This window comes from Pseudomonas anguilliseptica, assembly GCF_021375795.1.
GTDB lineage: Bacteria > Pseudomonadota > Gammaproteobacteria > Pseudomonadales > Pseudomonadaceae > Aquipseudomonas > Aquipseudomonas anguilliseptica_A.
The window spans coordinates 489,724-512,685 of record NZ_JAEIOI010000002.1 but is presented as its reverse complement, the minus strand read 5'-3'; the positions used below and the strand labels follow the sequence as shown (position 1 = coordinate 512,685).

Annotated in this window: 21 protein-coding genes; 5 read left to right on the top strand and 16 right to left on the bottom strand. The window is 59.7% G+C overall.

The window, feature by feature from the left end:
- Positions 1 to 2: 2 nt before the first annotated feature.
- From IOD17_RS10235 to gcl, 6 genes are all read right to left on the bottom strand, one after another.
- Positions 3 to 953, bottom strand: a complete 951-nt coding sequence (locus IOD17_RS10235; protein ID WP_233684988.1) for an urea transporter — start codon at positions 951 to 953, stop codon at positions 3 to 5.
- 144 nt (positions 954 to 1,097) lie between these two features.
- The gene (gene pyk, locus IOD17_RS10230; protein ID WP_233684987.1) at positions 1,098 to 2,513 is read right to left on the bottom strand and encodes a pyruvate kinase; all 1,416 of its coding nucleotides are present in this window, start codon (positions 2,511 to 2,513) and stop codon (positions 1,098 to 1,100) included.
- Positions 2,510 to 3,796 (bottom strand): glycerate kinase type-2 family protein, encoded by a 1,287-nt coding sequence (locus IOD17_RS10225; protein ID WP_233684986.1) that lies wholly within the window; start codon positions 3,794 to 3,796, stop codon positions 2,510 to 2,512. Before IOD17_RS10225 ends, pyk begins: the two co-directional genes overlap by 4 nt.
- A 190-nt stretch (positions 3,797 to 3,986) precedes the next feature.
- Entirely contained in the window at positions 3,987 to 4,877 is an 891-nt protein-coding gene (locus tag IOD17_RS10220; protein ID WP_233684985.1) for a 2-hydroxy-3-oxopropionate reductase, read from the bottom strand.
- A 17-nt stretch (positions 4,878 to 4,894) separates the two neighbouring features.
- Positions 4,895 to 5,677, bottom strand: a complete 783-nt coding sequence (gene hyi / locus IOD17_RS10215; protein ID WP_233684984.1) for a hydroxypyruvate isomerase — start codon at positions 5,675 to 5,677, stop codon at positions 4,895 to 4,897.
- A gap of 62 nt (positions 5,678 to 5,739) precedes the next feature.
- A complete protein-coding gene (gene gcl / locus IOD17_RS10210; protein WP_233684983.1) occupies positions 5,740 to 7,515 on the bottom strand; it encodes a glyoxylate carboligase in 1,776 nt (591 codons plus the stop codon).
- Between the two features lie 338 nt (positions 7,516 to 7,853).
- Between gcl and IOD17_RS10205 the strand changes: the two genes are divergently transcribed.
- Positions 7,854 to 8,294: a GlcG/HbpS family heme-binding protein gene (locus tag IOD17_RS10205; protein ID WP_233684982.1), complete on the top strand. Its 441-nt coding sequence runs from the start codon at positions 7,854 to 7,856 to the stop codon at positions 8,292 to 8,294.
- Between the two features lie 112 nt (positions 8,295 to 8,406).
- On the opposite strand, the gene IOD17_RS10200 is transcribed toward IOD17_RS10205, so the two are convergent.
- On the bottom strand, positions 8,407 to 9,051 hold the full coding sequence (locus IOD17_RS10200) for a TetR/AcrR family transcriptional regulator (protein ID WP_233684981.1): 645 nt from the start codon (positions 9,049 to 9,051) through the stop codon (positions 8,407 to 8,409).
- Between the two features lie 216 nt (positions 9,052 to 9,267).
- Here IOD17_RS10200 and moaA point away from each other — a divergent pair, with 216 nt between their 5' ends.
- Both moaA and IOD17_RS10190 read left to right on the top strand, forming a co-directional pair.
- Positions 9,268 to 10,260: a GTP 3',8-cyclase MoaA gene (gene moaA, locus IOD17_RS10195; protein WP_233684980.1), complete on the top strand. Its 993-nt coding sequence runs from the start codon at positions 9,268 to 9,270 to the stop codon at positions 10,258 to 10,260.
- 51 nt (positions 10,261 to 10,311) lie between these two features.
- Complete coding sequence (locus IOD17_RS10190) at positions 10,312 to 11,133, top strand: transporter substrate-binding domain-containing protein (RefSeq protein ID WP_233684979.1); 822 nt, start codon at positions 10,312 to 10,314, stop codon at positions 11,131 to 11,133.
- 212 nt (positions 11,134 to 11,345) lie between these two features.
- Here the strand turns inward: IOD17_RS10190 and IOD17_RS10185 are convergent, their stop codons facing one another.
- From IOD17_RS10185 to puuE, 6 genes are all read right to left on the bottom strand, one after another.
- Positions 11,346 to 12,218 carry an outer membrane protein OmpK gene (locus IOD17_RS10185; RefSeq protein WP_233684978.1) on the bottom strand — a complete coding sequence of 291 codons (873 nt, stop codon included), beginning with the start codon at positions 12,216 to 12,218 and terminating at the stop codon, positions 11,346 to 11,348.
- 618 nt (positions 12,219 to 12,836) lie between these two features.
- Positions 12,837 to 14,147, bottom strand: a complete 1,311-nt coding sequence (locus IOD17_RS10180; RefSeq protein ID WP_233684977.1) for a urate hydroxylase PuuD — start codon at positions 14,145 to 14,147, stop codon at positions 12,837 to 12,839.
- Between the two features lie 49 nt (positions 14,148 to 14,196).
- The gene (locus IOD17_RS10175) at positions 14,197 to 14,700 is read right to left on the bottom strand and encodes an ureidoglycolate lyase (RefSeq protein ID WP_233684976.1); all 504 of its coding nucleotides are present in this window, start codon (positions 14,698 to 14,700) and stop codon (positions 14,197 to 14,199) included.
- Between the two features lie 60 nt (positions 14,701 to 14,760).
- A complete protein-coding gene (gene alc / locus IOD17_RS10170; RefSeq protein ID WP_160014353.1) occupies positions 14,761 to 15,756 on the bottom strand; it encodes an allantoicase in 996 nt (331 codons plus the stop codon).
- Positions 15,757 to 15,806: 50 nt separating this feature from the next.
- Entirely contained in the window at positions 15,807 to 16,322 is a 516-nt protein-coding gene (gene uraD, locus IOD17_RS10165) for a 2-oxo-4-hydroxy-4-carboxy-5-ureidoimidazoline decarboxylase (protein ID WP_233684975.1), read from the bottom strand.
- Entirely contained in the window at positions 16,319 to 17,260 is a 942-nt protein-coding gene (gene puuE, locus IOD17_RS10160) for an allantoinase PuuE (protein WP_233684974.1), read from the bottom strand. The genes uraD and puuE overlap by 4 nt, the downstream gene beginning before the upstream one ends.
- 419 nt (positions 17,261 to 17,679) lie before the next feature.
- Between puuE and uraH the strand changes: the two genes are divergently transcribed.
- Positions 17,680 to 18,033 carry a hydroxyisourate hydrolase gene (uraH, locus tag IOD17_RS10155; RefSeq protein WP_418904261.1) on the top strand — a complete coding sequence of 118 codons (354 nt, stop codon included), beginning with the start codon at positions 17,680 to 17,682 and terminating at the stop codon, positions 18,031 to 18,033.
- Between the two features lie 145 nt (positions 18,034 to 18,178).
- On the opposite strand, the gene IOD17_RS10150 is transcribed toward uraH, so the two are convergent.
- Positions 18,179 to 18,805 carry a LysE family translocator gene (locus tag IOD17_RS10150; protein ID WP_233684973.1) on the bottom strand — a complete coding sequence of 209 codons (627 nt, stop codon included), beginning with the start codon at positions 18,803 to 18,805 and terminating at the stop codon, positions 18,179 to 18,181.
- A gap of 67 nt (positions 18,806 to 18,872) precedes the next feature.
- A complete protein-coding gene (locus IOD17_RS10145; RefSeq protein WP_418904260.1) occupies positions 18,873 to 20,222 on the bottom strand; it encodes an NCS2 family permease in 1,350 nt (449 codons plus the stop codon).
- 600 nt (positions 20,223 to 20,822) lie between these two features.
- On the opposite strand from IOD17_RS10145, the gene IOD17_RS10140 reads away from it, so the two are divergent.
- On the top strand, positions 20,823 to 21,581 hold the full coding sequence (locus IOD17_RS10140) for a GntR family transcriptional regulator (RefSeq protein ID WP_090253579.1): 759 nt from the start codon (positions 20,823 to 20,825) through the stop codon (positions 21,579 to 21,581).
- A 75-nt stretch (positions 21,582 to 21,656) separates the two neighbouring features.
- On the opposite strand, the gene guaD is transcribed toward IOD17_RS10140, so the two are convergent.
- Positions 21,657 to 22,961, bottom strand: a complete 1,305-nt coding sequence (gene guaD, locus IOD17_RS10135; RefSeq protein WP_233684971.1) for a guanine deaminase — start codon at positions 22,959 to 22,961, stop codon at positions 21,657 to 21,659.
- Position 22,962 lies beyond the last annotated feature (1 nt).

The window sequence follows — 22,962 nt, the reverse complement described above, 5'->3', positions numbered from 1 at the left end:
CCTCAGGGCATCTTTTCTCGACGTACCTTGTCTTGGCTGGCCGGCGGCAGTGGCGTGCAGTCGACTGCGGCTTTGCGCAGCAGGCGTTGCGTCGCGCTGACCAGCCAGCAGGTGAGGATAAACGGCATGGTCAGCGCTGGTAGACCCAGGGCGCTGAAGCCGGGTTGCAGCACCAGCGCCAGGGCGATACCCAGGGCTGGCAGCCAAATGCGGCGATGCACCTGACTGAGGGCGATAGCCGCCAGCGCGGCGTTATAGCCATACAGACCGGTCAGCGCACTGTGCTGCGGTAGCCCTTGATACAGCGCCAGCGCCAAACCACCGGTGGAGCCGAGGAGCGCCCAGCAGGCGGCGCGTCGATCCGCCAGAAGCAGACCCAGCAGCAGGCAGACGCCGGCCAATGGTTGATCGAGAAAAATCACCTGGCCCAAACCGCGCGCCATGGCAATCAGGCTGGCCCACCAGTCCAGTGCTTGTGCAGCACTGGGTACGGGCTGCGTCAGCTCAAGCTGCAGAACCGGGGCCAGCCACAGCAGCAGCCAGCTCAGGCCGACAAAGGGAAAGGTGAAGGCCGGCAGCCACTGACGTTCGCGCATACAGCGCATCCATACGCTGAGCAGCAGGCTGGAGGCTCCGGCACTGACGATGATCAATAGCGGTAACAGCGCTGACCAGGCAAATTGCAGGCTGATCAGCATACCCAGCAGCACGCCGTTGTAGCCGTACAAGCCGAGTTCGATGTCGGCTTTGGCATAACCCCGGCGCTGCGCGGTCAATGTGCTGCTCAGGCAACCGAGCAGTGCGCCGCCAAGCAGTTGCGGAGCACCGATGGCAATCGCCAGGAGCACCAGCAGGCCGCAGCCGGAGTTGGCTTGCAGAAAAATCTGACTGAAGCCTTTGAGCAGGGTGCGAAAGCCCTGCAAAGCGTGGGTGGGGAGCGGTAATGGCGACATACAGACGAACCTGAGTAAACAATCACCGGGGCCGGGAATAAAAAGAGGCACCCACCGCGGGAACAGTGAGTGCCTTCAAACTGGCAAAGCCAGCGTGGGAGTGGTGCGCTGCGGCGGTGCTGGGGTCTGTCGCAGCGCTTTTGATCAATGCAGGATTTCAATCCGCAGGCTGTTGGTGCTGCCAGGCTGACCGAATGGCTCGCCAGCGGTAATCACCACGGTGTCACCGGTGTTCGCCAGCCCAGCCGAACGGGCGGTTTCCAGGGCGGTGCGGGTGACTTCCTCGACCTTGCTCAGGCGTGCATTGACCACCGAATACACACCCCAGGCCACACTCAGGCGGCGAGCGGTATCGAGGTTCGGGGTCAGGCTGAGGATCGGTGCTTTCGGCCGCTCGCGTGAGGCGCGCAGGCTGGAGTTGCCCGACTCGGTGTAGTTCACCAGTGCGGCGACCGGCAGGATGCTGCTGATGCGGCGGATGGCGCAGCTGATTGCATCCGACGCGGTGGCTTCGGCCTGTGGGCGGCTGACATCCAGCTGAGCCTGGAAGTCCGGGCCGTTCTCCACCTGGCGGATGATCTTGCTCATCATCTGCACGGCTTCCTGTGGGTAATCACCGGAAGCGGTTTCCGCCGAGAGCATCACCGCATCGGCGCCTTCGGCCACAGCGTTGGCCACGTCAGTGACCTCGGCGCGGGTCGGCGCAGGGGAGAAGCGCATGGATTCGAGCATCTGCGTGGCCACCACCACCGGCCGGCCGAGCTGGCGGCAGGTACGGATGATGTCTTTCTGAATGCGCGGTACGTTTTCAGCCGGCACTTCCACGCCCAGGTCACCACGGGCGACCATGATCGCGTCGCACAGTTTGGCGATTTCTTCCAGGTGAATCACCGCCGAGGGCTTCTCGATCTTGGCCATCAGCGCGGCTTTGCCCTGAATCAATTCGCGGGCTTCGATGATGTCTTCCGGGCGTTGCACGAACGACAGCGCCACCCAGTCCACACCCAGCTCCAGGCCGAAGCTCAGGTCGCGGCGATCTTTCTCGGTCAGCGGGCTGAGTTGCAGCACCGCTTCCGGCACGTTGACGCCCTTGCGGTCGGACAGCTCGCCACCGGCGATCACTTCGGTGATCACTGCATCGCTGTGCTTGGCAGTAACTTGCAGTCGCAGGCGGCCATCGTCGAGCAGCAGGCTCATGCCCGGTTGCAGCGCTTCGATGATTTCCGGGTGCGGCAGGTTGACCCGGTTGACGTCACCCGGGGTGCTGTCCAGATCCAGGCGCAGGGTCTGGCCGCGTTGCAGGTTGACCTTGCCCTCGGCGAAGCGGCCAACGCGCAGTTTGGGCCCTTGCAGATCCATGAGGATGCCGATCGGGGTATTCAGCTGTTGTTCGACTTCACGCACCCAGTTGTAACGTTGGGCGTGGTCGGCGTGTTCGCCGTGGCTGAAGTTGAGGCGGAACAGGTTGACCCCGTTTTCGACCAGCTGGCGGATGTCGTCGATGGTTTTGATCGCTGGGCCAAGGGTGGCGAGGATTTTTACTTTCTTGTCGGCGTTCATTGGGCAGGGTTCTCAAGAATGAGGATGGCGCGAAAATCGTTGACGTTGGTACGCGTCGGCCCGGTGACGATCAGTTGATCGAGGGCGGCGAAGTAGCCGTAGCCGTTGTTGTTATCCAGCTCATCGCTGCTGCTCAGGCCCATATCATGGGCGCGGGCATAGCTGTCGGGGGTCATGATGGCCCCGGCGTTGTCTTCCGAACCGTCAATGCCATCGGTGTCGCCAGCCAGGGCGTAGACGCCAGGCAGGCCCTTGAGGCTGTCAGTCAGGCTCAGGAGAAATTCGGCGTTGCGCCCGCCACGGCCGTTGCCGCGCACGGTGACGGTGGTTTCGCCGCCGGAGAGGATTACGCAGGGCGGTTTGATCGGCTGGCCGTGCAGCTGCACCTGGCGGGCGATGCCGGCATGCACCTTGGCCACGTCGCGCGACTCGCCTTCCAGGTCGCCGAGGATCAGCACCGGGAAACCGGCGGCTTCGGCCTTGGCCGCGGCGGCGTCGAGCGACTGCTGCGGGGTGGCGATCAATTGGAAGTGGCTACGAGCGAGTACCGGATCGCCCGGCTTGACCGTTTCTGAGCGTGGGTCCTGCAGCCAGCTGCGTACGTTGGTCGGGATGTCGATGGCGTAGCGGGCAAGAATCGCCAGGGCTTCGGCCGAGGTGGTCGGGTCACCCACGGTGGGGCCGGAGGCAATCACCGTGGCTTCGTCACCGGGCACGTCGGAGATGGCGTAGGTGTACACGGTGGCCGGCCAGCAGGCCTTGGCCAGACGGCCGCCCTTGATCGCCGAGAGATGCTTGCGTACGCAGTTCATCTCGCCGATGGTGGCGCCGGATTTGAGCAGGGCCTTGTTGATCGCTTGCTTGTCCTTGAGGCTGATGCACTCGGCCGGCAACGCCAGCAGCGAGGAGCCGCCACCGGAGAGGAGGAAGATCACCCGGTCGTCTTCGCTGAGGTTCGACACCAGCTCCAGCACGCGTCGCGCGACGCGCTCGCCGGCATCGTCCGGCACCGGGTGCGCGGCTTCGACCACTTCGATCTTCCGGCAGTTGGCGCCGTGTTCATAGCGGGTGACCACCAGGCCGGAGACTTCGCCTTGCCATTCCTGCTCGATCACTTCGGCCATGGCTGCGGCGGCTTTACCTGCGCCGATCACGATAACGCGGCCGCTGCGGTCTTCCGGCAGGTAATCAGCCAGCACCTGGCGCGGGTGAGCGGCGTCGATGGCGCTGGCGAACAGCTCGCGCAGCAGGGACGTTGGATTGAAAGACGGATCGATGGACATGGCGATCTCTCTTGATAGGGCCGGAGCCACTTTTTATTACTGAAGCACGTTCGATTCTAGTGCGCAGCGCCCTGGGCCAAGGCGCTGCGCACTAGAATCGACCCACCCGGCAGGCAGGCCGTGACACCGCCTGCCGGACAGATCGAAAGGGTTGTTTCAGGGCGGCTGACCCCGCCCTGAAACCTGTTGCTTACTCGCCGCGGATGTTGAAGTTGGCCATGTGTTCCAGGCCTTTGATCAATGCCGAGTGGTCCCAGTTGCTGCCACCGATGGCTGCACAGGTGCTGAACACTTGCTGGGCGTTGGCGGTGTTGGGCAGGTTGAGGCCCAGCTCGCGCGCACCGGCCAGGGCCAGGTTGAGGTCCTTCTGGTGCAGGCTGATACGGAAGCCTGGGTCGAAGGTGCCCTTGATCATGCGCTCGCCGTGCACTTCAAGGATCTTCGAGCCGGCGAAACCGCCCATCAGTGCTTCACGTACCTTGGCTGGATCGGCGCCATTCTTGGCGGCGAACAGCAGGGCTTCGGCCACTGCCTGGATGTTCAGGGCAACGATGATCTGGTTGGCGACCTTGGCGGTCTGACCGTCACCGTTACCGCCAACGCGGGTGATGTTCTTGCCCATGGCCTGGAACAGCGGCAGGGCGCGTTCGAAGGCATTCGGGCAACCGCCTACCATGATCGACAGGGTAGCCGCTTTGGCACCGACTTCACCGCCGGATACCGGAGCATCCAGGTAGGCTGCGCCAGTGGCTTTGATTTTCTCGGCGAACTGCTTGGTGGCGGTCGGCGAGATCGAGCTCATGTCGATCACTACTTTGCCAGCGCCCACACCTGCGGCTACGCCGTCAGCGCGGAACAGCACGTCTTCAACCTGAGGGGTGTCCGGCACCATGATGATGATGAATTCAGCTTCCTGCGCCACTTCGCGCGGGTTGGCCAGGCCGATGCCGTTGTTGCCCAGCAGGTCAGCCGGAGCCTTGTCGAAGTGCTCGGAGAAGAACAGGGTGTGCCCGGCATTTTGCAGGTTCTGCGCCATAGGCTTGCCCATGATGCCGGTGCCGATAAATCCGATTTTTGCCATGAGAAATATCCTCTGATTCAGATTGCGTTATGTGCCTTCATCCAGCCGAGGCCGGCAGCGGTGGTGGTGGCTGGCTTGTATTCACAGCCGATCCAGCCCTGGTAGCCAATGCGGTCCAGGTGCTCGAAGAGGAAGCGGTAGTTGATCTCGCCAGTGCCCGGCTCGTTGCGGCCCGGGTTGTCGGCCAACTGCACATGGTTGATCACAGGCAGGTTGGCCTCGACGGTACGCGCCAGGTCACCTTCCATGATCTGCATGTGGTAGATGTCGTATTGCAGGAACAGGTTGCTGCTTGCGACCTTGTCGCGAATCGCCAGGGCCTGCTTCGTGGTGTTCAGGTAGAAGCCCGGGATGTCGCGGGTGTTGATCATTTCCATGACCAGCTTGATGCCCGCAGCTTGCAGTTTTTCAGCGGCAAACTTGAGGTTGTCGACAAAGGTCTGCTCGACGGTGGCGCAATCCAGACCTTGCGGGCGGATACCGGCCAGGCAGTTGATCTGCGTGTTGCCCAATACCTTGGCGTAGGCGATGGCTTTGTCCACGCCAGCGCGGAATTCTTCAACGCGGTCAGGGTGGCAGGCGATACCACGCTCACCCTTGGCCCAATCGCCAGCCGGCAGGTTGAACAGCACCTGCTCAAGTTTGTTGGCATCCAGGCGCGCTTTGATTTCTTCGGCGCTGAAATCGTAGGGGAACAGGTATTCAACACCGCTAAAGTCAGCATCGGCGGCAGCGGCGAAACGGTCCATGAAGTCCACTTCGGTGAACAGCATCGACAGGTTGGCGGCAAAACGGGGCATGGTGTGCTCCTTGTCTTGCGCAGCCCGGATAACCTATCCGGGCTACTGGTTCAGTAAGCGATTTAGTCGAGCAGCGAGATGGCCGTCGGGGCGTCGACGCCGCGTTCGGCCAGTTCTTCGAACTCGTTGACGGCGTTGATTTCGGTACCCATGGAGATGTTGGTGACACGCTCCAGGATAATTTCCACCACCACCGGTACGCGGTGCTCGGCCATCAGGCGCTTGGCTTCGGCGAAGGCGTTTTGCAGCTCGTTCGGGTCGAACACGCGGATGGCCTTACAGCCCAGGCCTTCAACCACGGCAACGTGGTCAACACCGTAACCGTTGATTTCCGGCGCGTTGATGTTCTCGAACGCCAGCTGTACGCAGTAGTCGATCTCGAAGCCGCGCTGCGCCTGACGGATCAGACCCAGGTAGGAGTTGTTCACCAGCACGTGGATGTACGGCAGGTTGAACTGTGCGCCTACCGCCAGCTCTTCGATCATGAACTGGAAGTCGTAGTCGCCGGACAGCGCTACAACGGAGCGCGAGGGGTCGGCCTTGACCACACCCAGCGCTGCCGGAATGGTCCAGCCCAGCGGACCTGCCTGACCACAGTTGATCCAGTGACGCGGCTTGTAGACGTGGAGGAACTGCGCGCCAGCGATCTGCGACAGACCGATGGTGGTGACGTAGCAGGTGTCCTTGCCGAACGCTTCGTTCATCTCTTCGTACACGCGCTGCGGCTTGGCCGGCACGTTGTCGAAGTGGGTCTTGCGCTGCAGGGTGCGCTTACGCTCGCGGCAGCTGTCCAGCCAGGCGCTGCGATCTTTCAGCTTGCCAGCGGCTTTCCATTCGCGAGCCACTTCCAGGAAGGCGTCCAGCGCCGAACCAGCATCGGAAACGATGCCCAGGTCCGGGTTGAATACACGGCCAATCTGCGTCGGTTCGATGTCGACGTGGATGAATTTGCGGCCTTCGGTGTAGACATCAACCGAACCGGTGTGGCGGTTGGCCCAGCGGTTACCGATACCGAACACCAGGTCGGAAGCCAGCAGGGTGGCGTTGCCGTAACGGTGTGAAGTCTGCAGACCGACCATGCCGACCATCAGCTTGTGGTCATCCGGGATCACGCCCCAGCCCATCAGGGTCGGTACAACTGGCACGCCGGTCAGTTCGGCGAACTCCACCAGTTTGTCGGCGGCGTCGGCATTGAAGATACCGCCACCGGCAACCAGCAACGGACGCTCGGCGTCGTTGAGCATGGCGATGGCTTTTTCTGCCTGCACGCGGTTGGTCGCCGGTTTGGCCAGCGGCAGCGGCTCGTAGGCGTCGATGTCGAATTCAATCTCGGCCATCTGCACGTCGAACGGCAGGTCGATCAGCACCGGGCCAGGACGACCGCTGCGCATTTCATAGAAGGCTTTCTGGAAGGCGCGCGGCACTTGGCCTGGCTCCATCACGGTAGTTGCCCATTTGGTCACCGGCTTGACGATGCTGGTGATGTCGACGGCCTGGAAGTCTTCCTTGTGCATACGGGCACGCGGCGCTTGGCCGGTGATGCACAGAATTGGAATGGAGTCGGCCGATGCCGAGTACAGCCCGGTGACCATGTCAGTGCCTGCAGGGCCGGAAGTGCCGATGCACACACCGATGTTGCCGGCATTGGTGCGGGTGTAACCCTCAGCCATGTGCGAGGCACCTTCGACGTGGCGAGCCAGGACGTGGTCGATACCGCCGACTTTTTTCAGTGCAGCGTACAGGGGGTTGATGGCGGCGCCGGGAATGCCGAACGCAGTGTCAACGCCTTCGCGGCGCATCACCAGTACGGCGGCCTCGATTGCTCTCATTTTGGCCATTGTCTTGTGCCTCGTTTGTTATCAGATTGTATACAAAACAGCTGGCTTGGATTCTATTCATGGCCTGACCTTCTGGTCAACACGTTTTGTCGCCAAGCCGCCGTCTGGCAAAAAATCTTTTAAAACAAGCGTTTTAGCTGGGGTGCTTGATCTGATGCGGAAAGCGATACGCATAACTGTATACAAAGACTATTTGTATTGTATTCGACTATTGAGTTTTTTGTTTCTGGTGGGATAGTGGTGGCGAGCTTTGGATTGCCCGGCTACTGTCAATCGCCCTGTAGGCGGCGCAGCGCTGGGTGTTTCGTTGGATTTATTAGCCTTGAGGAAAACCCAAGATGAGTACGTTGAATCTGCAAATCGCCACCACCATCAGTAACCGCGCCCTGGCAGTCGCTCGGGAAATCTCTGCCGCACCGCTGACTGTTGCCGTACTGGATGCCGGCGGTCACCTGATCAGCCTGCAGCGCGAAGACGGCGCCAGCCTGCTACGCCCGCAAATCGCCATCGGCAAGGCCTGGGGTGCGTTGGCGCTGGGCAAGGGCTCGCGCCTGATTGCGGCCGACGCGCAGCAGCGCCCGGCATTTATCGGCGCGGTAAACAACCTGGCAGACGGTCAACTGGTGCCGGTACCGGGTGGTGTGCTGATCCGTGATGAGCGCGGCGAGGTAATCGGCGCAGTGGGTATCACTGGTGATACCTCGGATATCGATGAGCAGTGCGCGGTGAGCGCGGTGGAGTCGGTCGGGCTGAAACCGGATGCGGGTATCGCCGCTTGATAATGCGCGGCTTTCGCCGTAACTAGAGCCGCAATAAAAAACGGTGAATGCTTTGCGGCATTCACCGTTTTTTATTGGTGCCGTTTATCCGGGGCAGGGCGGATAACCAGGCTTAGGCGTTTGTGACCTGTTCGGACGGGCTGGGCTGGGTTTCGTCGATATCGCAGCCTTTGATCACTAGGCGGATGATGGTCTGCGCAGCGGCCTCGTAATCGGCTTCATCGAGGCTGGCCTTGCCGGTGACGGTGGAAATCTGCCAGTCGAAGTCGGCGTAGGTCTGGGTTGCGGCCCAGATGCTGAACAGCAGGTGGTGTGGGTCAACCTTGGCCATCAAGCCCTGGTCGATCCAGCCCTGGATGCAGGAGATATTGTGTTTGGCCTGGGCATTCAGTTGCGCAGTCTGGTCGGCAGACAGGTGCGGCGCACCGTGCATGATCTCGCTGGCGAATACCTTGGAGGCGGAGGGCAGTTCGCGGGAAATGCGGATTTTCGAGCGGATATAGGCGCGCAGCACGTCGGCAGGTTTGCCGGGCTGGTTGAATGGTGCGGAGGCTTCCAGCAGTGGTTCGATGATGCTTTCCAGCACTTCGCGGTAGAGGTTTTCTTTCGATTTGAAGTAGTAGTAGACGTTGGGCTTGGGCACCCCAGCCTTGGCGGCGATATCGCTGGTCTTGCTGGCGGCAAAGCCCTTGTCGGCAAACTCCTCACTGGCTGCGCGCAAAATCAGCTCTTTGTTACGCTCGCGAATACTGGTCATAAGCCTCGTTGCTTCTGTCTATCGCCCGGCGTTGGGCAGCGCGGGGGATGGTAGCACCGGCTTTGTACGGCGCTCAAGGCATGCAGGCTGGGCCTTGCAGGGCTATCTGACCTGTAAGTCAAGTTGTTGTATACAAAATCATGATTTTCTGTTTTTATCTGGTTATCTGCATTCATAACAAGAAGTCTCGGCTCGTTGAGCTTCAGGAGACATGCCGTGAGCAATCAGCTGGTTGACCCCTTCGGTCGGCGCATCACCTACCTGCGGTTATCGGTTACCGATCGCTGCGACTTCCGCTGCACGTATTGCATGAGTGAGGACATGGTGTTCGCCCCGCGCGAGCAGATCCTCAGCTTGGAAGAACTCTATACCGTGGCGGACGCCTTTATCGGCCTTGGGGTCAAGCGCATCCGCATTACCGGTGGCGAGCCACTGGTGCGCAAGAACCTGCTGAGCCTGCTGACTCGCCTGGGTCAGCGTCCCGAGCTGGAAGACCTGGCCATCACCACCAATGGCTCGCAACTGGCCGAGCTGGCACCGCAACTGCGCGCAGCCGGGGTCAAGCGCCTGAATGTCAGCCTTGACTCATTGCAGCGTGAGCGCTTTGCGGCTTTTACCCGGCGCGACAAACTCGATCAGGTGCTCGAAGGCATCGAGGCGGCACGTACGGCGGGTTTTCGCAAAATCAAACTCAACGCCGTGGTGCAGAAAGACCGCAACGATGACGAAGTGCTCGATCTGGTCGAGTTCGCCATGGCGCGCGGCCTGGACATCAGTTTTATCGAAGAAATGCCCCTGGGTAGTATTTCCAGCCACCAGCGCGAGCAGACCTTCTGCTCCAGCGACGAGGTGCGTGAGCGCATCGAGCAGCGTTACGCCCTGGTGCGCAGCAGCAAGCTGACCGGCGGCCCTTCGCGCTATTGGCAGGTGGTTGGCAGCGACACCCAGGTCGGTTTTATCTCCCCCCACAGCCACAACTTCTGCGGCGACTGCAACCGTGTGCGGGTCACTGCTGAGGGCAAGCTGGTGCTGTGTCTGGGGCATGAAAATGCTCTGGACCTGAAAGGCCTGATGCGTGCCCATCCTGGGGACAGTCAGCGTCTGCGTGATGCCTTGATGCAAGCCTTGCAACTCAAACCCGAACGCCACCACTTCCAGAGCGATAGCCAGGTGCAGGTGGTGCGCTTTATGAGTATGACCGGCGGCTAGCGCTGCCTTTCTTCACTCCCAATCCACATCACACTTAACAGGAGGTTTGCTGTGAAGCCTTTGCACGTCTGCAGTTTGTTCGCCGTAATCTGTTCCACCGCCGTCCAGGCTGAAAGCTATGTGATCGGTGTCGAGAAACTGGCCTTCGCCCCGCATTACAGCATTGACGCGCAGGGCCAGTACCAGGGGTTTGCCCGTGATCTGTTTGACCTGTTTGCCCAGAAAAGCGGGGTGGAGCTGAGTTACAAGGTGCTGCCGGTCGAGCAGTTGCTGCCTGCGCTGCTCAATGGTCAGGTAGACCTGAAGTACCCGGACAGCGACACCTGGGCGCAGACACAGAAGGCTGGTAAGCCACTGATCTACAGCCAGGCTGTGGTCGACTATGTTGATGGCGTGCTGGTGGCGCCGCAGCTTCTGGGCCAGCCAATTGAGCAGGTTAAACGTCTGGCCATAGTCAATGGCTGGACCCCTTGGGGCTATCAGGAGCGGATCGATGCCGGGCAGATCGAGCTGACCTACAGCGATGACCTGCGCCAGATGATTCGCCAGGCGTTGAAGAAAGATACCGACGGTGCCTATTTCAACGTAGTGGTGGCTACTCATTACCTGGACAACATCCGTGCCCGGCCTGGTGCCCTGGTATTTGACCCAACGCTGCCGCACAACCGTGGCAGCTTTAAGCTTTCAACCCTCAAACACACGGCCTTGATGCAGCGTTTTGACCGTTTTCTGGTCGAGCAGAAGAGTGAAATTGCCGCGCTGAAAAACCAGTACAAAGTCGAGGCTAATCTGGATCCCGATCGTATCGGTCTGGAGCAATGGAAGCTGGATTTCCTGGAGCGGAAAAAGCACAAGGAAGCGCAGTCGCAGTGATGTGATGAACCAACAAAAACCGCTCCATTGAGCGGTTTTTTTCTGCGCATAACAGTGCAATGGGTGTAGGTACGGCCCATGTCCACGAAAAGTGATCGCGCCATGGGCCGCTCCTACATCTGCGCGATGAAAATAAAAAGGGGATGGCATCGCTGCCATCCCCTTTGACTGCAGAGGCCGCCTACCCGACGATCCGCATCAAGCCTATCGGCTTAGAAGTGGTACTTGACCAGCGCTTGTACGGCGGTCTGATCGAAACCGTCGGTGGAACCGTCGATTGGTTTGACGCCGTACTTGTTGTGCCACATGTTCAGCTCGGTACCGACATACAGCTTGCGCTCTTCGCCGAACAGCGCCTTGCCCGCATCCCACTTGATCTGGATCGAGGAGCCAACAGAGGTCTGGGTGCCAGCGTCCTTGGACGGTGCGCGCCAGTCGACATAACCGTCGATCACAAAGCTCTGGTCGCCAATGGCGAATGGATAGGCACCGGCGACGGTCAGCTGGGTGGTGTAGCCGTTACCCTTGTCGCTGGCCTTGAAGTCATGGTCGAAGAAGATGTGGTTGTTGATCTTCACGCGGTACAGGTTGGTCTGCAGGAAGGCGAAACCCGGTGCGTCCCAGTCCAGGCCTATACCGTAGAGGTAGTTTTCGGTGCCTGGGCCTCCGTTGCCTTTCTCATAGGTGAAGGCGGCTTTGACGTCCTTGATCGGGCCTACGGAGAGGTCCTGGCCGGTCAGCCAGCTGAGGCTAACGCGCGGCGAGAACTCCATGTAGTAGAAGCTGCTTTTCTCTTTGACCTTGAGGTTGCCGAAGTTGCTGCCACGTGCCTGGCTATTGTCTGCGTCGATGTAGTCGAGGAAAAAGAAGGTGTCGCCCCAGGTCCAGCCGCTGGCGTTTTCCAGGGTGAAGGTGCTCTGTGAACGCTGTTCTTCGGCGTTGTTGTTCAGGCGCTGGAAGTTGCTGCCGTAGAGGTAGGACAGACTGGTGTCTTGCCAGAGGAAGGCGCCTTCAGCGCAGGCGTGTTGTGCCGACAGTAGCGCGGTGGCGAGGGCGATCGAGTGAGGCAGGTGCTTCAGTTTCATCACGTTTTCCTTATTGTGGACTTACAAGGTGGCGCGTCTGTGCGGCGGGGCGCAGAAGCATACAGTGGATCATTCAGGGCGATGGCAAGCCCGTTGCTCTGGCCAGGCGCATGCGTGCGATACAAGGCGCAAGGGTGCAGAGGGGCTTTGCGGTATGTGTTTGGGGGTGGCCGGTAGGTTGTGCAATAGGTGCACAGGACGGGCATGGGCCGGCAGCGATATTACGCGCAAGCGTAATCCAAGCGTAGCTGGTGTGTGGAAGCTGCTAGTCGTGGTCATGTCATAGCCTGCCAGTTGTTGTTCTTGGTCGTGGGCTTACACGAGGCTTCACGGGGCCTCTAGCTGATCAGGCAGGAAGTTGTCCGGCGAGTCAGAATGAGTTAACTATAACAACTTGTTTACATCGTTTAAAACAATTTATTTTATTATTGTGCACAAAAATATACCGCTAGTCAGATTGCTCGCAGGCCGCGTCAACCGTGGTCTACAGCGCTTTCTGATAAGGGGCTTTCAAGCTGGGAAGATGGACAGCGGGGGCGGGTATTACGGCGGCAGAAAAACCGCGAGCAAGGGGGCTGGCAAAGGCAAGCCGCACCCGTAGGTGCGGCCTGATACGGCTTAGTTGAGCTGCGCGCCCTGGTCGATCCACGAGCCAATCAGCTCGCGTTCTTCCTGGGTCATCTGGGTGATGTTGCCCAGCGGCATGATCTGCGAAGCAACACTTTGCGCGTGGATCTTCGCGGCTTGCGCCTTGATCTGTTCCGGCGTGTCGAGAATAAAGCCGGCCGGTGGTGCAGTGAACATCGGGCTGCTCGGCGTGGCCGAGTGGCACACGCTGCAACGTTCGTGGATCACGCTGCTGACTTTGGCAAACTCAACGCCATCAGCAGCAGGCGCGCTGGCAACAGGCGCGGCGGGCGTGCTGGCTGCTTCGGCTGCCTTGGCGGCCACCTCCGGGTGACCGCTGATGCCGGTAGCCGGAACGGGGGCGTACTTGATCACGGCCGCTTTGGGGGCATCAGTGCTGGCGGCTTTCATGCTCGGGCCGGTGACAAAGGCCAGGCAGATCATCCCCAGTGCTGCGGCTGGCAGGGTCCAGACGTACTTGCTGCTGTCATGACGGGTGTTGAAGTAGTGGCGTACCAGCACGGCCAGCATCGCGATACCCGCCAGGATCAACCAGTTGTACTGGCTGCCGTAGGTGCTCGGGAAGTGGTTGCTGATCATGATGAACAGCACTGGCAGGGTGAAGTAGTTGTTGTGACGCGAACGCAGCAAGCCCTTGGCTGGCAGGGTCGGGTCGGGCGTGGTGTTGGTTTCGATGGCCTTAACCAGTGCTCGCTGCGCGGGCATGATGGTGAAGAACACGTTGCCGACCATGATGGTGCCGATGATCGCGCCGACATGGATATAAGCCGCGCGGCCGCTGAAGATCTGGCTGAAGCCGTAGGCGGCAGCGATGATCAGCACGAACAGCACAGCACCGAGCAGAGCAGGCTGCTTGCCCAGAGGCGAGTCGCAGAGGAAGTGATAGGCGATATAACCGGCAATCATCGAACCAAAGCCGATGGCAATGGCCATTTCCGGGGCCAGATCAACGCCAGGCTTGACCAGGTACAGGCTCGGGTTGAGGTAGTAGACCACCAGCATCAGGGCGATGCCCGACAGCCAGGTGAAATAGGCTTCCCATTTGAACCAGTGCAGGTTCTCCGGCATTTTCGGCGGAGCCAGCTTGTACTTTTCCAGGTGGTAGATACCGCCGCCGTGGATCGCCCAGAGGTCGCCTGATAGGCCTTCACGGGGATTGCTGCGGTTGAGGTTGTTTTCCAACCAGACGAAATAGAAGGATGCGCCGATCCAGGCAATGCCGGTGATCATATGGATCCAGCGGATACCCAGGTTCAGCCATTCAGTAAAATGCGCTTCCACAATCAGTACCTCTTTCCCAGTGCCGGCACGCCGGTCCTCTGGGCTTCTCTTATTGGTGGGGGGCGAGGAGCAGTTGCTCGTCGTCGGTAAAGAAATGCTCATCGCAGTTGTTGCCAGAACCGCTGCGATCAACCACCAGGAAGTCATCCCGCTTTTCGATCGTCAGCACCGGGTGGTGCCAGACGCCGCGATGGTAATTAATGCCCTGCCTGCCATTGCTGCGGAAGGCGCGGACCAACTCTGACTCAGGTGCATCGCCAACTGGCGCGACCACGATCAGAAAGGGGTTGCCGAGCAGTGGAATAAACGCCTGACTGCCCTGCGGATGGCGCTCCAGCATGCGAATGGTCAGCGGCATATCCAGTGCCTCGGCACTGAAGATGCTGATGATCGCCTTATCCTCTGGCTGTGCGGTCTCGACCGTGGCCAGTTTGTGATAACGGCGAGTGGAGCCATTGTTGATCATGAAGTACTCGCTGCCGTCGGTTTCGATAACGTCACCAAAGGGGGCGAATGCTTCTTTGCTCAGCGGCTCGATGATCAATGTGCGCATGTTGGTCTTCTTGTTCGTTCGTTTATGCCCCTCTCCCAATGGGAGAGGGGTTTTATTGGCTTACTTGGCGACTTTGCCGAACAGACGCAGGCGGCTGATACCACCGTCCGGGAATACGTTCACCCGTACGTGGGTGATCGGCCCCAGTGCGTTGATCTGCTCGCTGAACTCGTGTTCGGCGTGCATCTGCAGCTTCTGGCTCGGCAGCAGGTCGCGCCAGAACAGGCTCTGGGTTTCGATCTGGCTGTCGGTGCCACCTTTGACGAATGCGCCCTGGATCGAGCAGCTGTCCGGATAGTTGCCTTTGAAGTGCAGGGTGTCGACGACAATGCGTTCGATCTCGCCCGGATGGCCGAGGGCGACGATTACCCAGTCGTTACCCGGTGTGCGACGACGTGCGGTTTCCCAGCCGTCGCCCATGTTGATGCCACGGCCCGGGTTGAGGATGTTGCTCATGCGGCCGAAGTGTTCGTCCGAGCAGGCCAGGGCGCGACCGCCATTCAGTGCAGCTGCCAGGTCAATCTGCTCGTTGTCGCCGACATTGCTCCAGTCACGGAACGGTACGCCGTAAACGCGCAGACGAGCGACGCCGCCGTCTGGATAGATGTTGAAGCGCAGGTGGGTGAAGGCCTGGGCGTTATTGATTTCGTGGTAGTGGTGGCTGTTGCCTTGCAGTTCGACTGCGCCCAGCACCTCGGTCCACTGGGTGGCGTCGGTTGGGTCACCTTCGGCGACGAAGCAGCCTTCAAGGGACGCCGACGGCGGGAAGTTACCGGTGAAGAAACTGGTGTCGATGTCCACGCCTTTGATCGAGCCCGGTACGCCCAGGCGGATCACTGCGCTGTCGTAACCTTCGAAGCGCTTGCGGCGCGACTCCCAGCCATCCATCCACTTGCCGTTATCATCGAACACGCCCTCCTTCCATACGGCCGGGGTCGGCTGGAACAGACGGTTAACGTCGGCGAACCAGTCGTCGGTGACCGAGATGGCCTTGGTGCCCAGGCGTGCGTCGGCGAGGTTGACGTATTTCTCAAAGGGTACGGCGTAAGCTTTCATGAAATGTCTGCCTTAGATGATGGCGTTGGGGAGGGCGGTGGGCTTGCGGCCTACAACTGCTGCAAGCGGAACAGCGCGATCTTGTTGATCTCGGCCAGCGCACAGGCGAATTCCTGCTCCGGGGAGTTGTGAATCCGCTCCTCGAAAGCCGCCAGGATCTGGTGCCGATTGCTGCCTTTCACCGCCATGATGAAGGGGAAGCCGAACTTGGCCTTGTAGGCATCGTTCAGTTCGGTAAAGCGGACGAACTCTTCTGCGGTGCATTCATGAATGCCCGCACCGGCCTGCTCCGATGTGGAGGAGGCGGTTAACTCACCACGAACGGCTGCCTTGCCGGCCAGATCCGGGTGAGCATTGATCAGCGCCAGCTGTGCAGCGTGGCTGGCACTGAGCAACAGGTCGGCCATGCGCTGATGCAGGCCGTTGATTTCGTTGATGCTGTCGTCCTGGCCCAGGTCAAAAGCCTTCTCGGCGACCCAGGGCGAGTGTTCGTAAATGTCGGCGAAGACTTTTACGAAGTCTTCGCGGCTCAGGCGCGATGGGGTCAGGGTTTGAAAACGGCTCATTTCGAGCTCTCCTTGGATGGCTCTTGCAGCGGATGGGTCGCGTGCCAGTGTTTAGCGATGTCGACGCGGCGGGCGCACCAGACTTTTTCGTGGCTTTGCACGTATTCGAGAAATTTTGCCAGCGATGCCAGGCGCGCCGGGCGGCCGAGCAGGCGGCAGTGCATGCCGATCGAAAGCATCTTCGGTGCGCCGGCCACGCCTTCGGCGTAGAGCACATCGAAGGCATCTTTCAGGTACTCGAAGAAGTCATCGCCCTTGTTGAAGCCCTGCACCTGAGTGAAGCGCATGTCATTGGTGTCCAAGGTGTAGGGGATCACCAGATGCGGCTTGGCTGCGGTGCTGGCCGGGTCCCAGTAGGGCAGGTCGTCGTCGTAGGTGTCGCTGTCATACAGGAAGCCACCTTCTTCACGCACCAGGCGGCGGGTGTTCGGGCCGAGGCGGCCGGTGTACCAGCCCACTGGGCGTTCGCCGGTCAGTTCGGTGAGGATGCGGATGGCTTCGAGCATATGCTCGCGCTCTTCGGCTTCGCTCATGTTCTGGTAGTCGATCCAGCGGTAGCCGTGGCTGCAGATCTCGTGACCTGCGGCGGCCATCGCCTTGATCGCATCCGGGTGACGCTGCGCCGCCATGGCCACGGCAAAGATGGTCAGCGGGATGTTGTGTTTCTGGAACAGGTTGAGCAAACGCCAGACACCGGCGCGGCTGCCATACTCGTAGAGCGATTCCATGCACAGGTTACGCTGGCCCTGCAGCGGTTGTGCCGCGACCATTTCGGAGAGAAACGCCTCGGACTCCTTGTCGCCATGGAGGATGTTGCGTTCGCCACCTTCTTCGTAATTGAGAACAAACGACAGGGCGATGCGCGCATCATTCGGCCAGTGCGGGTGGGGCGGGTTGTTGGCGTAACCGATCAGGTCGCGTGGGTAGTCAGCGCTCACTGCAGTCTTCCTTCTTGCTGTTGTGGCGGTCATAGGGCAAGCGTCAGCACGTTGCACGACCGTGATGGTTCAATTGTATACAAAGTGCTTTGTGTTTTGTAAATCGAAAATTCACTTATTTTGCGAAAAAGTGCGTTGCCATCGAATTTGTCCAAGCTGTCAGGAGTTTTCCGTTAAAGCCAGGTATGGCAAGCGCTTATCCATGATTTTGATTTACCTTGGCTCGGCTGTTAATGCAAAAAATAGCAAATTATTGTGTACAACTTTTTGTGTAAATGTCTTATTCTCTGGATCAGGTGCTCTGCTGGGCAGTCGTTATGGCGGCTGCTCTGACTGCTCTGACTGCTCTGGCGAATTTCAATAAAAGTAGAGGAGGTGCGGCATCTGTGCTGGCGGGTTCACGCAGATGCCCATACGCAATGGGACGATTGACTACACACGTACTGGATGCTGCCCACGGTTGCCCTGGCAGCGAGCTGAAGATCGAGCTGTATCGCGTTGAAGGGGCTCAGCTTGAGCTGCTTACCAGCGTTCTCACCAATCACGATGGCCGCTGTGATGCCCCTGTGTTGCAAGGTGAGCAATACCGCACGGGTGTGTATCAACTGCACTTCCATGCTGGCGATTATTACCGTGCTCGCGGCGTCAAGCTGCCTGAGCAGGCCTTCCTGGATGTGGTGGTGCTGCGCTTTGGTATCGATGCCGGCCAGGAGCATTACCACGTGCCCTTGCTGATTTCCCCATACAGCTACTCCACCTACCGCGGTAGCTGAAACCGAATGCTTGTCACCCTCTGACTCCATTCAAGAGTCATTAGCCCGCCCACACTGCGGGCTTTTTTTTGCCTGCAATTTGAGCGGCTGAATGGGGCGGAGCGCGAAGCCCAGGGCTGTGGGCTTCGCGAGTTCAGTAATAGCGTTAGCGACTAAGCAGTGAGGCAGCGCCGGCACCGCCAAACAGCGCAGCACTGATACGGTTGAACCACACCTGGCCCTTACCTGAGCGCAGGTAGCGCGCAGCACCCTGGGCGCTCAGGCCGTAGAACAGCTTGCAGCACAGGTCGAGCACCGCCCAGGTGGCGATCATCACCAGCAACTGGCCCAGCATGGGGCGTTCGGCGCTGATGAATTGCGGCAGGAAGGCGGCGAAGAACAGGATGTCCTTGGGGTTGCTTGCGCCCAGGCCGAAGGCTTTCCAGAACATGCTGCGAAAACTTGGGTTGACTGGCTGCTCTTCGGCCGTCACCGGCTTGGCGGCTTTGCGTGATTCCTGCCAGCTCTGCCAGGCGAGGTAGAACAGGTACAGCGCACCGACCAGCTTGAGCAGGCTGAACAGCTGCTCGGAGGCCAGTAATAGGGCGCCCAGTCCCAGGGCGGAAGCGCTCAGCAGGCAGATCGAGGCTGACACCCCGCCGATAAAGGCCGGAGCCGAGCGGCGCAGGCCGTAATTGAGGCTGTTGCTGACCATCAGCAGTGACAGCGGGCCGGGGATCAGGATCACCACCAGTGCAGCGCTTGCGAACAACAGCCAGGTTTCCAGACTCATTACCGATTCTCCAGATGTACGAAAGCCCCGACGCAACACGCCGGGGCTTGGGGCTAGCTGGCCAACCTTACAGGAAGGCGAACTTGGCGATAAAGATGATGCATAGAACGTACAGGCTTACCGATACCTTGTCGCGCTGGCCGGTCAGCAGCTTCAGCGTGGCATAGGTCAGGAAGCCCAGGGCAATGCCGTTGGCGATGGAGAAGGTCAGCGGCATCATCACCACGGTCACGATCGCCGGGATGGTGTCGGTGTGGTCTTTCCAGTCAATGTGGGCCATGCCGCTCATCATCAGCATGGCGACATAGATCAACGCGCCAGCGGTGGCGTAGGCGGGGATCATGCCGGCCAGCGGGGCGAAGAACATAGCTGCCATGAACAGTACGCCGACGGTGATGGCGGTCAGACCGGTACGACCACCGGCTGCCACACCCGAAGCACTTTCCACATAGCTGGTGACAGGCGGGCAACCGACCATGGCACCGATGACACTGGAAGTACTGTCGGCTTTCAGGGCCTTGGACAGGTTCTGGATCTTGCCGTCTTCATCCACCAGGTTGGCGCGATGGGCAACACCCATCAAAGTGCCGGCGGTGTCGAACATGTTGACGAAGAGGAAGGCCAGAATCACGCTGACCATGGCGATGTTGAAGGCGCCGGCAATGTCCATGGCCATAAAGGTTGGAGCCAGGCTTGGCGGCATGGACACCAGGCCGTTGTATTCAACCAGACCCATTGCCCAGCCCACGGCGGTCACACCGAGCATGCTGAACAGGATAGCGCCGAATACATTGCGGTGGCTGAGGACTGCGATCAGCAGAAAGCAGATGGCTGCGAGGACGGCATTCGGCTCACCGAACGAACCCATGGTCAGCAGCGTGGCCGGGCTGTCGACGACAATACCGGCGGTCTTCAAACCGATCAGGCCGAGGAACAGACCCACCCCCGCACCCATGGCAAAGCGCAAGCTCATGGGAATGCTGTTGAGCAACCACTCGCGGATCTTCGACAGGCTCATGATCATGAACAGCACGCCGGAGATAAACACCGCGCCAAGGGCAACCTGCCAGCTGTAGCCCATCTCGCCGACTACGGTGTAGGTGAAGAATGCATTGAGCCCCATGCCCGGTGCCAGGCCAACAGGCCAGTTGGCATACAGCCCCATAAGGAAGCAGCCCAGGGCTGCGCCGATGCAGGTGGCAACGAAGGCAGCACCGTGGTCGACACCCGCAGAGGCCATGATGTTGGGGTTGACGAAGATGATGTAAGCCATGGTGACGAAAGTCGTCAGGCCCGCCAGCAGCTCAGTTTTGATGGTGGTGCGGTGTTCGGTCAGCTTGAAGAAGCGGTCGAGTAATCCGGGCTTTATCAAGTCTTGCATCTGGGTCGCCTGTTGTTCTTGTTTAGCGCTTTCCACAGGGGTACTCCTCATCTTTTGTTGTGTGCCACCCAGAGCCTGTGCTGCGCGCTGCTCGACTCTTGAGGTAGGTGGTGTGTTTGGGCTTGCTGGCGTGTTAGCTGACTTGTTGGTCAAGAAATCACACTGAGGCCGATTATGATGTTGTATACAAAAAAAGCAAATAATGTTTCTGGTTAAAATTCGGGATGTACTCGGTTTTTTTATCTATGCAAAACAGATGATCTACCGAAGGCGCTGAGACAGTCTTTTGAGAAGATCAAGGACGTGTCAGCAAACGCCCGTGCTGAGCGGCGTTGTGTCTTATAAATGAGACGCTGCAAGGCATTTTAAGAGCGTCTTTTGGCAAGACAGACACGGCCTTCAGCGTTCAGTTTTTTTCTGCTGCACGAGTAACGTTGTGGCTCAAGGGCTGAAAAGGCCTGCTCATGCGCATTTGCCAGGTGGTTATGCCGTGATGGCGGTGTACGTATTGATCACATTGTGTACAATGCAGGAGCTTTTTATTTGTGACTTTTCACTGACTTACCTTGCCAACCAGTGGGTAACACGCAGTAGAGTTGCATCAGCAACCGCCGAATCCAGATCACGCGAGCCACAATGAACGAACAATTGCAGCCCCTAAAGAAGCAGACGCGCGAAGGCAAGAGCACTCGCAGCGGGACTCAGGACGATGTCGTTTACGCCCATATCTTTGATGCCATTCTCGAGCAGCGTCTGGCTCCTGGCACCAAGCTCAGTGAAGAGGCGCTCGGTGAAATCTTCGGCGTCAGTCGCACCATCATCCGCCGTGCGCTGTCACGCCTGGCCCATGAAGGCGTGGTACTGCTGCGCCCGAATCGTGGTGCGGTAGTCGCCAGCCCGGGGGCGGAAGAAGCCCGGCAGATCTTCTATGTGCGCCGCATGATCGAACGGGCGATTACCGAACTGGCCTGCAAGAACGCCAAACCGGAACAGATTGCCGCACTGCGCCAGATGGTGATCGATGAGCGCGACTGTTTTGCCCGTGGCGATCGTGGCATGGGCATTCGCCTGTCGGGTGAGTTCCACCTGAAACTCGCGGAAGCGGCCGGTAACCTGACCCTGCTGGGCTTTCTGCGTAGCCTGATTTCGCAGACCTCGCTGATCATCGCCCTGTATGAAAGCAACAGCCGCACCCATTGCTCGGATGCCGAGCACGATCAGGTGATTGACGCCATCGAGGCTGGCAACGTCGAAGTGGCCGTGGACCTGATGATGCGCCACATGGACAGCGTTGACGCCAAGCTCAATCTGGACGGCGAAACGGCCTCCGATGACCTGCACGCGGTGTTTTCGCACCTGCTGCCAGGCAGTAAGAAGAAAGCCGCAAGCCGCTGATTGGCGATACCAGCCGAAATAAAAAAGCCCGCTTAATCAGCGGGCTTTTTTGTGGCGCTGGTTTATCAGCCAGGCTTAGTCGCGGCGATGCACTGACTGGCCTGCAGCAAAGGTTTCCTTCACCGCGCGGTCGTCGCCGAGCATGGTGAGGGCGAAGAGTTTTTCGTCCAGGGTCTTGGCCTGCTGCATGCGGTAGCTGATCAGCGGTGTGGCGTTGTAGTCGAGCACCACGAAGTCAGCGTCTTTGCCGCTTGCGAAGTTACCAATCTTGTCGTCCAGGTACAGCGCATTGGCGCCGCCGAGGGTCGCCAGGTACAGCGACTTGAACGGGTCGAGCTTCTTGCCCTGCAACTGCATGACCTTGTAGGCCTCGTTCAGCGATTGCAGCTGGCTGAAGCTGGTGCCCGCGCCGACATCGGTGCCCAGGCCGACACGCACGCCGTGCTCTTCCAGCTTGTTGAGGTCGAACAGGCCGCTGCCGAGGAACAGGTTGGAGGTCGGGCAGAAGGCTACGGCCGAGCCGGTTTCGGCCAGGCGTTTGCACTCGTCGTCGCACAGGTGCACGCCGTGGGCGAATACCGAGCGGGCGCCGATCAGCTTGTAGTGGTCGTACACATCCAGGTAGCCCTTGCGTTCGGGGAACAGTGCCTTGACCCACTCAATTTCCTTGCGGTTCTCGGACAGGTGGGTGTGCATATATAGGTCCGGGTACTCGCCCAGCAGCTGGCCAGCCAGGGTCAGCTGTTCCGGAGTGCTGGTCGGGGCGAAGCGTGGGGTCACGGCGTAATGCAGGCGGCCCTTGCCGTGCCAGCGTTCGATCAACTCCTTACTGTCGGCGTAGCCGGTCTCGGGCGTGTCGGTCAGATAGTCCGGGGCGTTGCGGTCCATCAGCACCTTGCCGGCGATCATGCGCAGGTTCAACGCTTCGGCAGCTTCGAAGAAGGCGTCTACCGATTGCTTGTGCACCGTGCCGAACACCAGGGCGGTGGTGGTGCCGTTGCGCAGCAGCTCTTTCAGGAAGATACCGGCCACGTCCGCGGCATGGGCCTTGTCGGCAAACTGCTGCTCGGTGGGGAAGGTGTAGGTGTTCAGCCAATCCAGCAGCTGCTCGCCGTAGGAGGCGATCATCCCGGTTTGCGGGTAGTGGATATGGGTGTCGATAAAACCGGGGGTGATCAGCGCGTCGCGATACTCAGTGATTTCAACGCCCTTGAGGGTAGGCAGCAGGTCTGCGGCATGGCCGACTTTGGCCACCTGACCGTTGTCGACGACCAGCACACCGTCTTCGAAATACTCATAGGATTGCTCAACGCCCACCACGGCAGGGTCGGCAATGCTGTGCAGGATGGCGGCGCGGTAGGCTTTCACTGGGCTAGTCATG

What these genes read in the sequence shown, in the direction of transcription:
- IOD17_RS10235 (WP_233684988.1), bottom strand. Translation starts at nt 953, where the DNA reads ATGTCGCCATTACCGCTCCCCACCCACGCTTTGCAGGGCTTTCGCACC.
- pyk (WP_233684987.1), bottom strand. Translation starts at nt 2,513, where the DNA reads ATGAACGCCGACAAGAAAGTAAAAATCCTCGCCACCCTTGGCCCAGCG.
- IOD17_RS10225 (WP_233684986.1), bottom strand. Translation starts at nt 3,796, where the DNA reads ATGTCCATCGATCCGTCTTTCAATCCAACGTCCCTGCTGCGCGAGCTG.
- IOD17_RS10220 (WP_233684985.1), bottom strand. Translation starts at nt 4,877, where the DNA reads ATGGCAAAAATCGGATTTATCGGCACCGGCATCATGGGCAAGCCTATG.
- hyi (WP_233684984.1), bottom strand. Translation starts at nt 5,677, where the DNA reads ATGCCCCGTTTTGCCGCCAACCTGTCGATGCTGTTCACCGAAGTGGAC.
- gcl (WP_233684983.1), bottom strand. Translation starts at nt 7,515, where the DNA reads ATGGCCAAAATGAGAGCAATCGAGGCCGCCGTACTGGTGATGCGCCGC.
- IOD17_RS10205 (WP_233684982.1), top strand. Translation starts at nt 7,854, where the DNA reads ATGAGTACGTTGAATCTGCAAATCGCCACCACCATCAGTAACCGCGCC.
- IOD17_RS10200 (WP_233684981.1), bottom strand. Translation starts at nt 9,051, where the DNA reads ATGACCAGTATTCGCGAGCGTAACAAAGAGCTGATTTTGCGCGCAGCC.
- IOD17_RS10185 (WP_233684978.1), bottom strand. Translation starts at nt 12,218, where the DNA reads ATGAAACTGAAGCACCTGCCTCACTCGATCGCCCTCGCCACCGCGCTA.
- IOD17_RS10175 (WP_233684976.1), bottom strand. Translation starts at nt 14,700, where the DNA reads ATGCGCACATTGATCATCGAGCCGCTGAGCAAAGAAGCATTCGCCCCC.
- alc (WP_160014353.1), bottom strand. Translation starts at nt 15,756, where the DNA reads ATGAAAGCTTACGCCGTACCCTTTGAGAAATACGTCAACCTCGCCGAC.
- uraD (WP_233684975.1), bottom strand. Translation starts at nt 16,322, where the DNA reads ATGAGCCGTTTTCAAACCCTGACCCCATCGCGCCTGAGCCGCGAAGAC.
- uraH (WP_418904261.1), top strand. Translation starts at nt 17,680, where the DNA reads ATGGGACGATTGACTACACACGTACTGGATGCTGCCCACGGTTGCCCT.
- IOD17_RS10150 (WP_233684973.1), bottom strand. Translation starts at nt 18,805, where the DNA reads ATGAGTCTGGAAACCTGGCTGTTGTTCGCAAGCGCTGCACTGGTGGTG.
- IOD17_RS10140 (WP_090253579.1), top strand. Translation starts at nt 20,823, where the DNA reads ATGAACGAACAATTGCAGCCCCTAAAGAAGCAGACGCGCGAAGGCAAG.
- guaD (WP_233684971.1), bottom strand. Translation starts at nt 22,961, where the DNA reads ATGACTAGCCCAGTGAAAGCCTACCGCGCCGCCATCCTGCACAGCATT.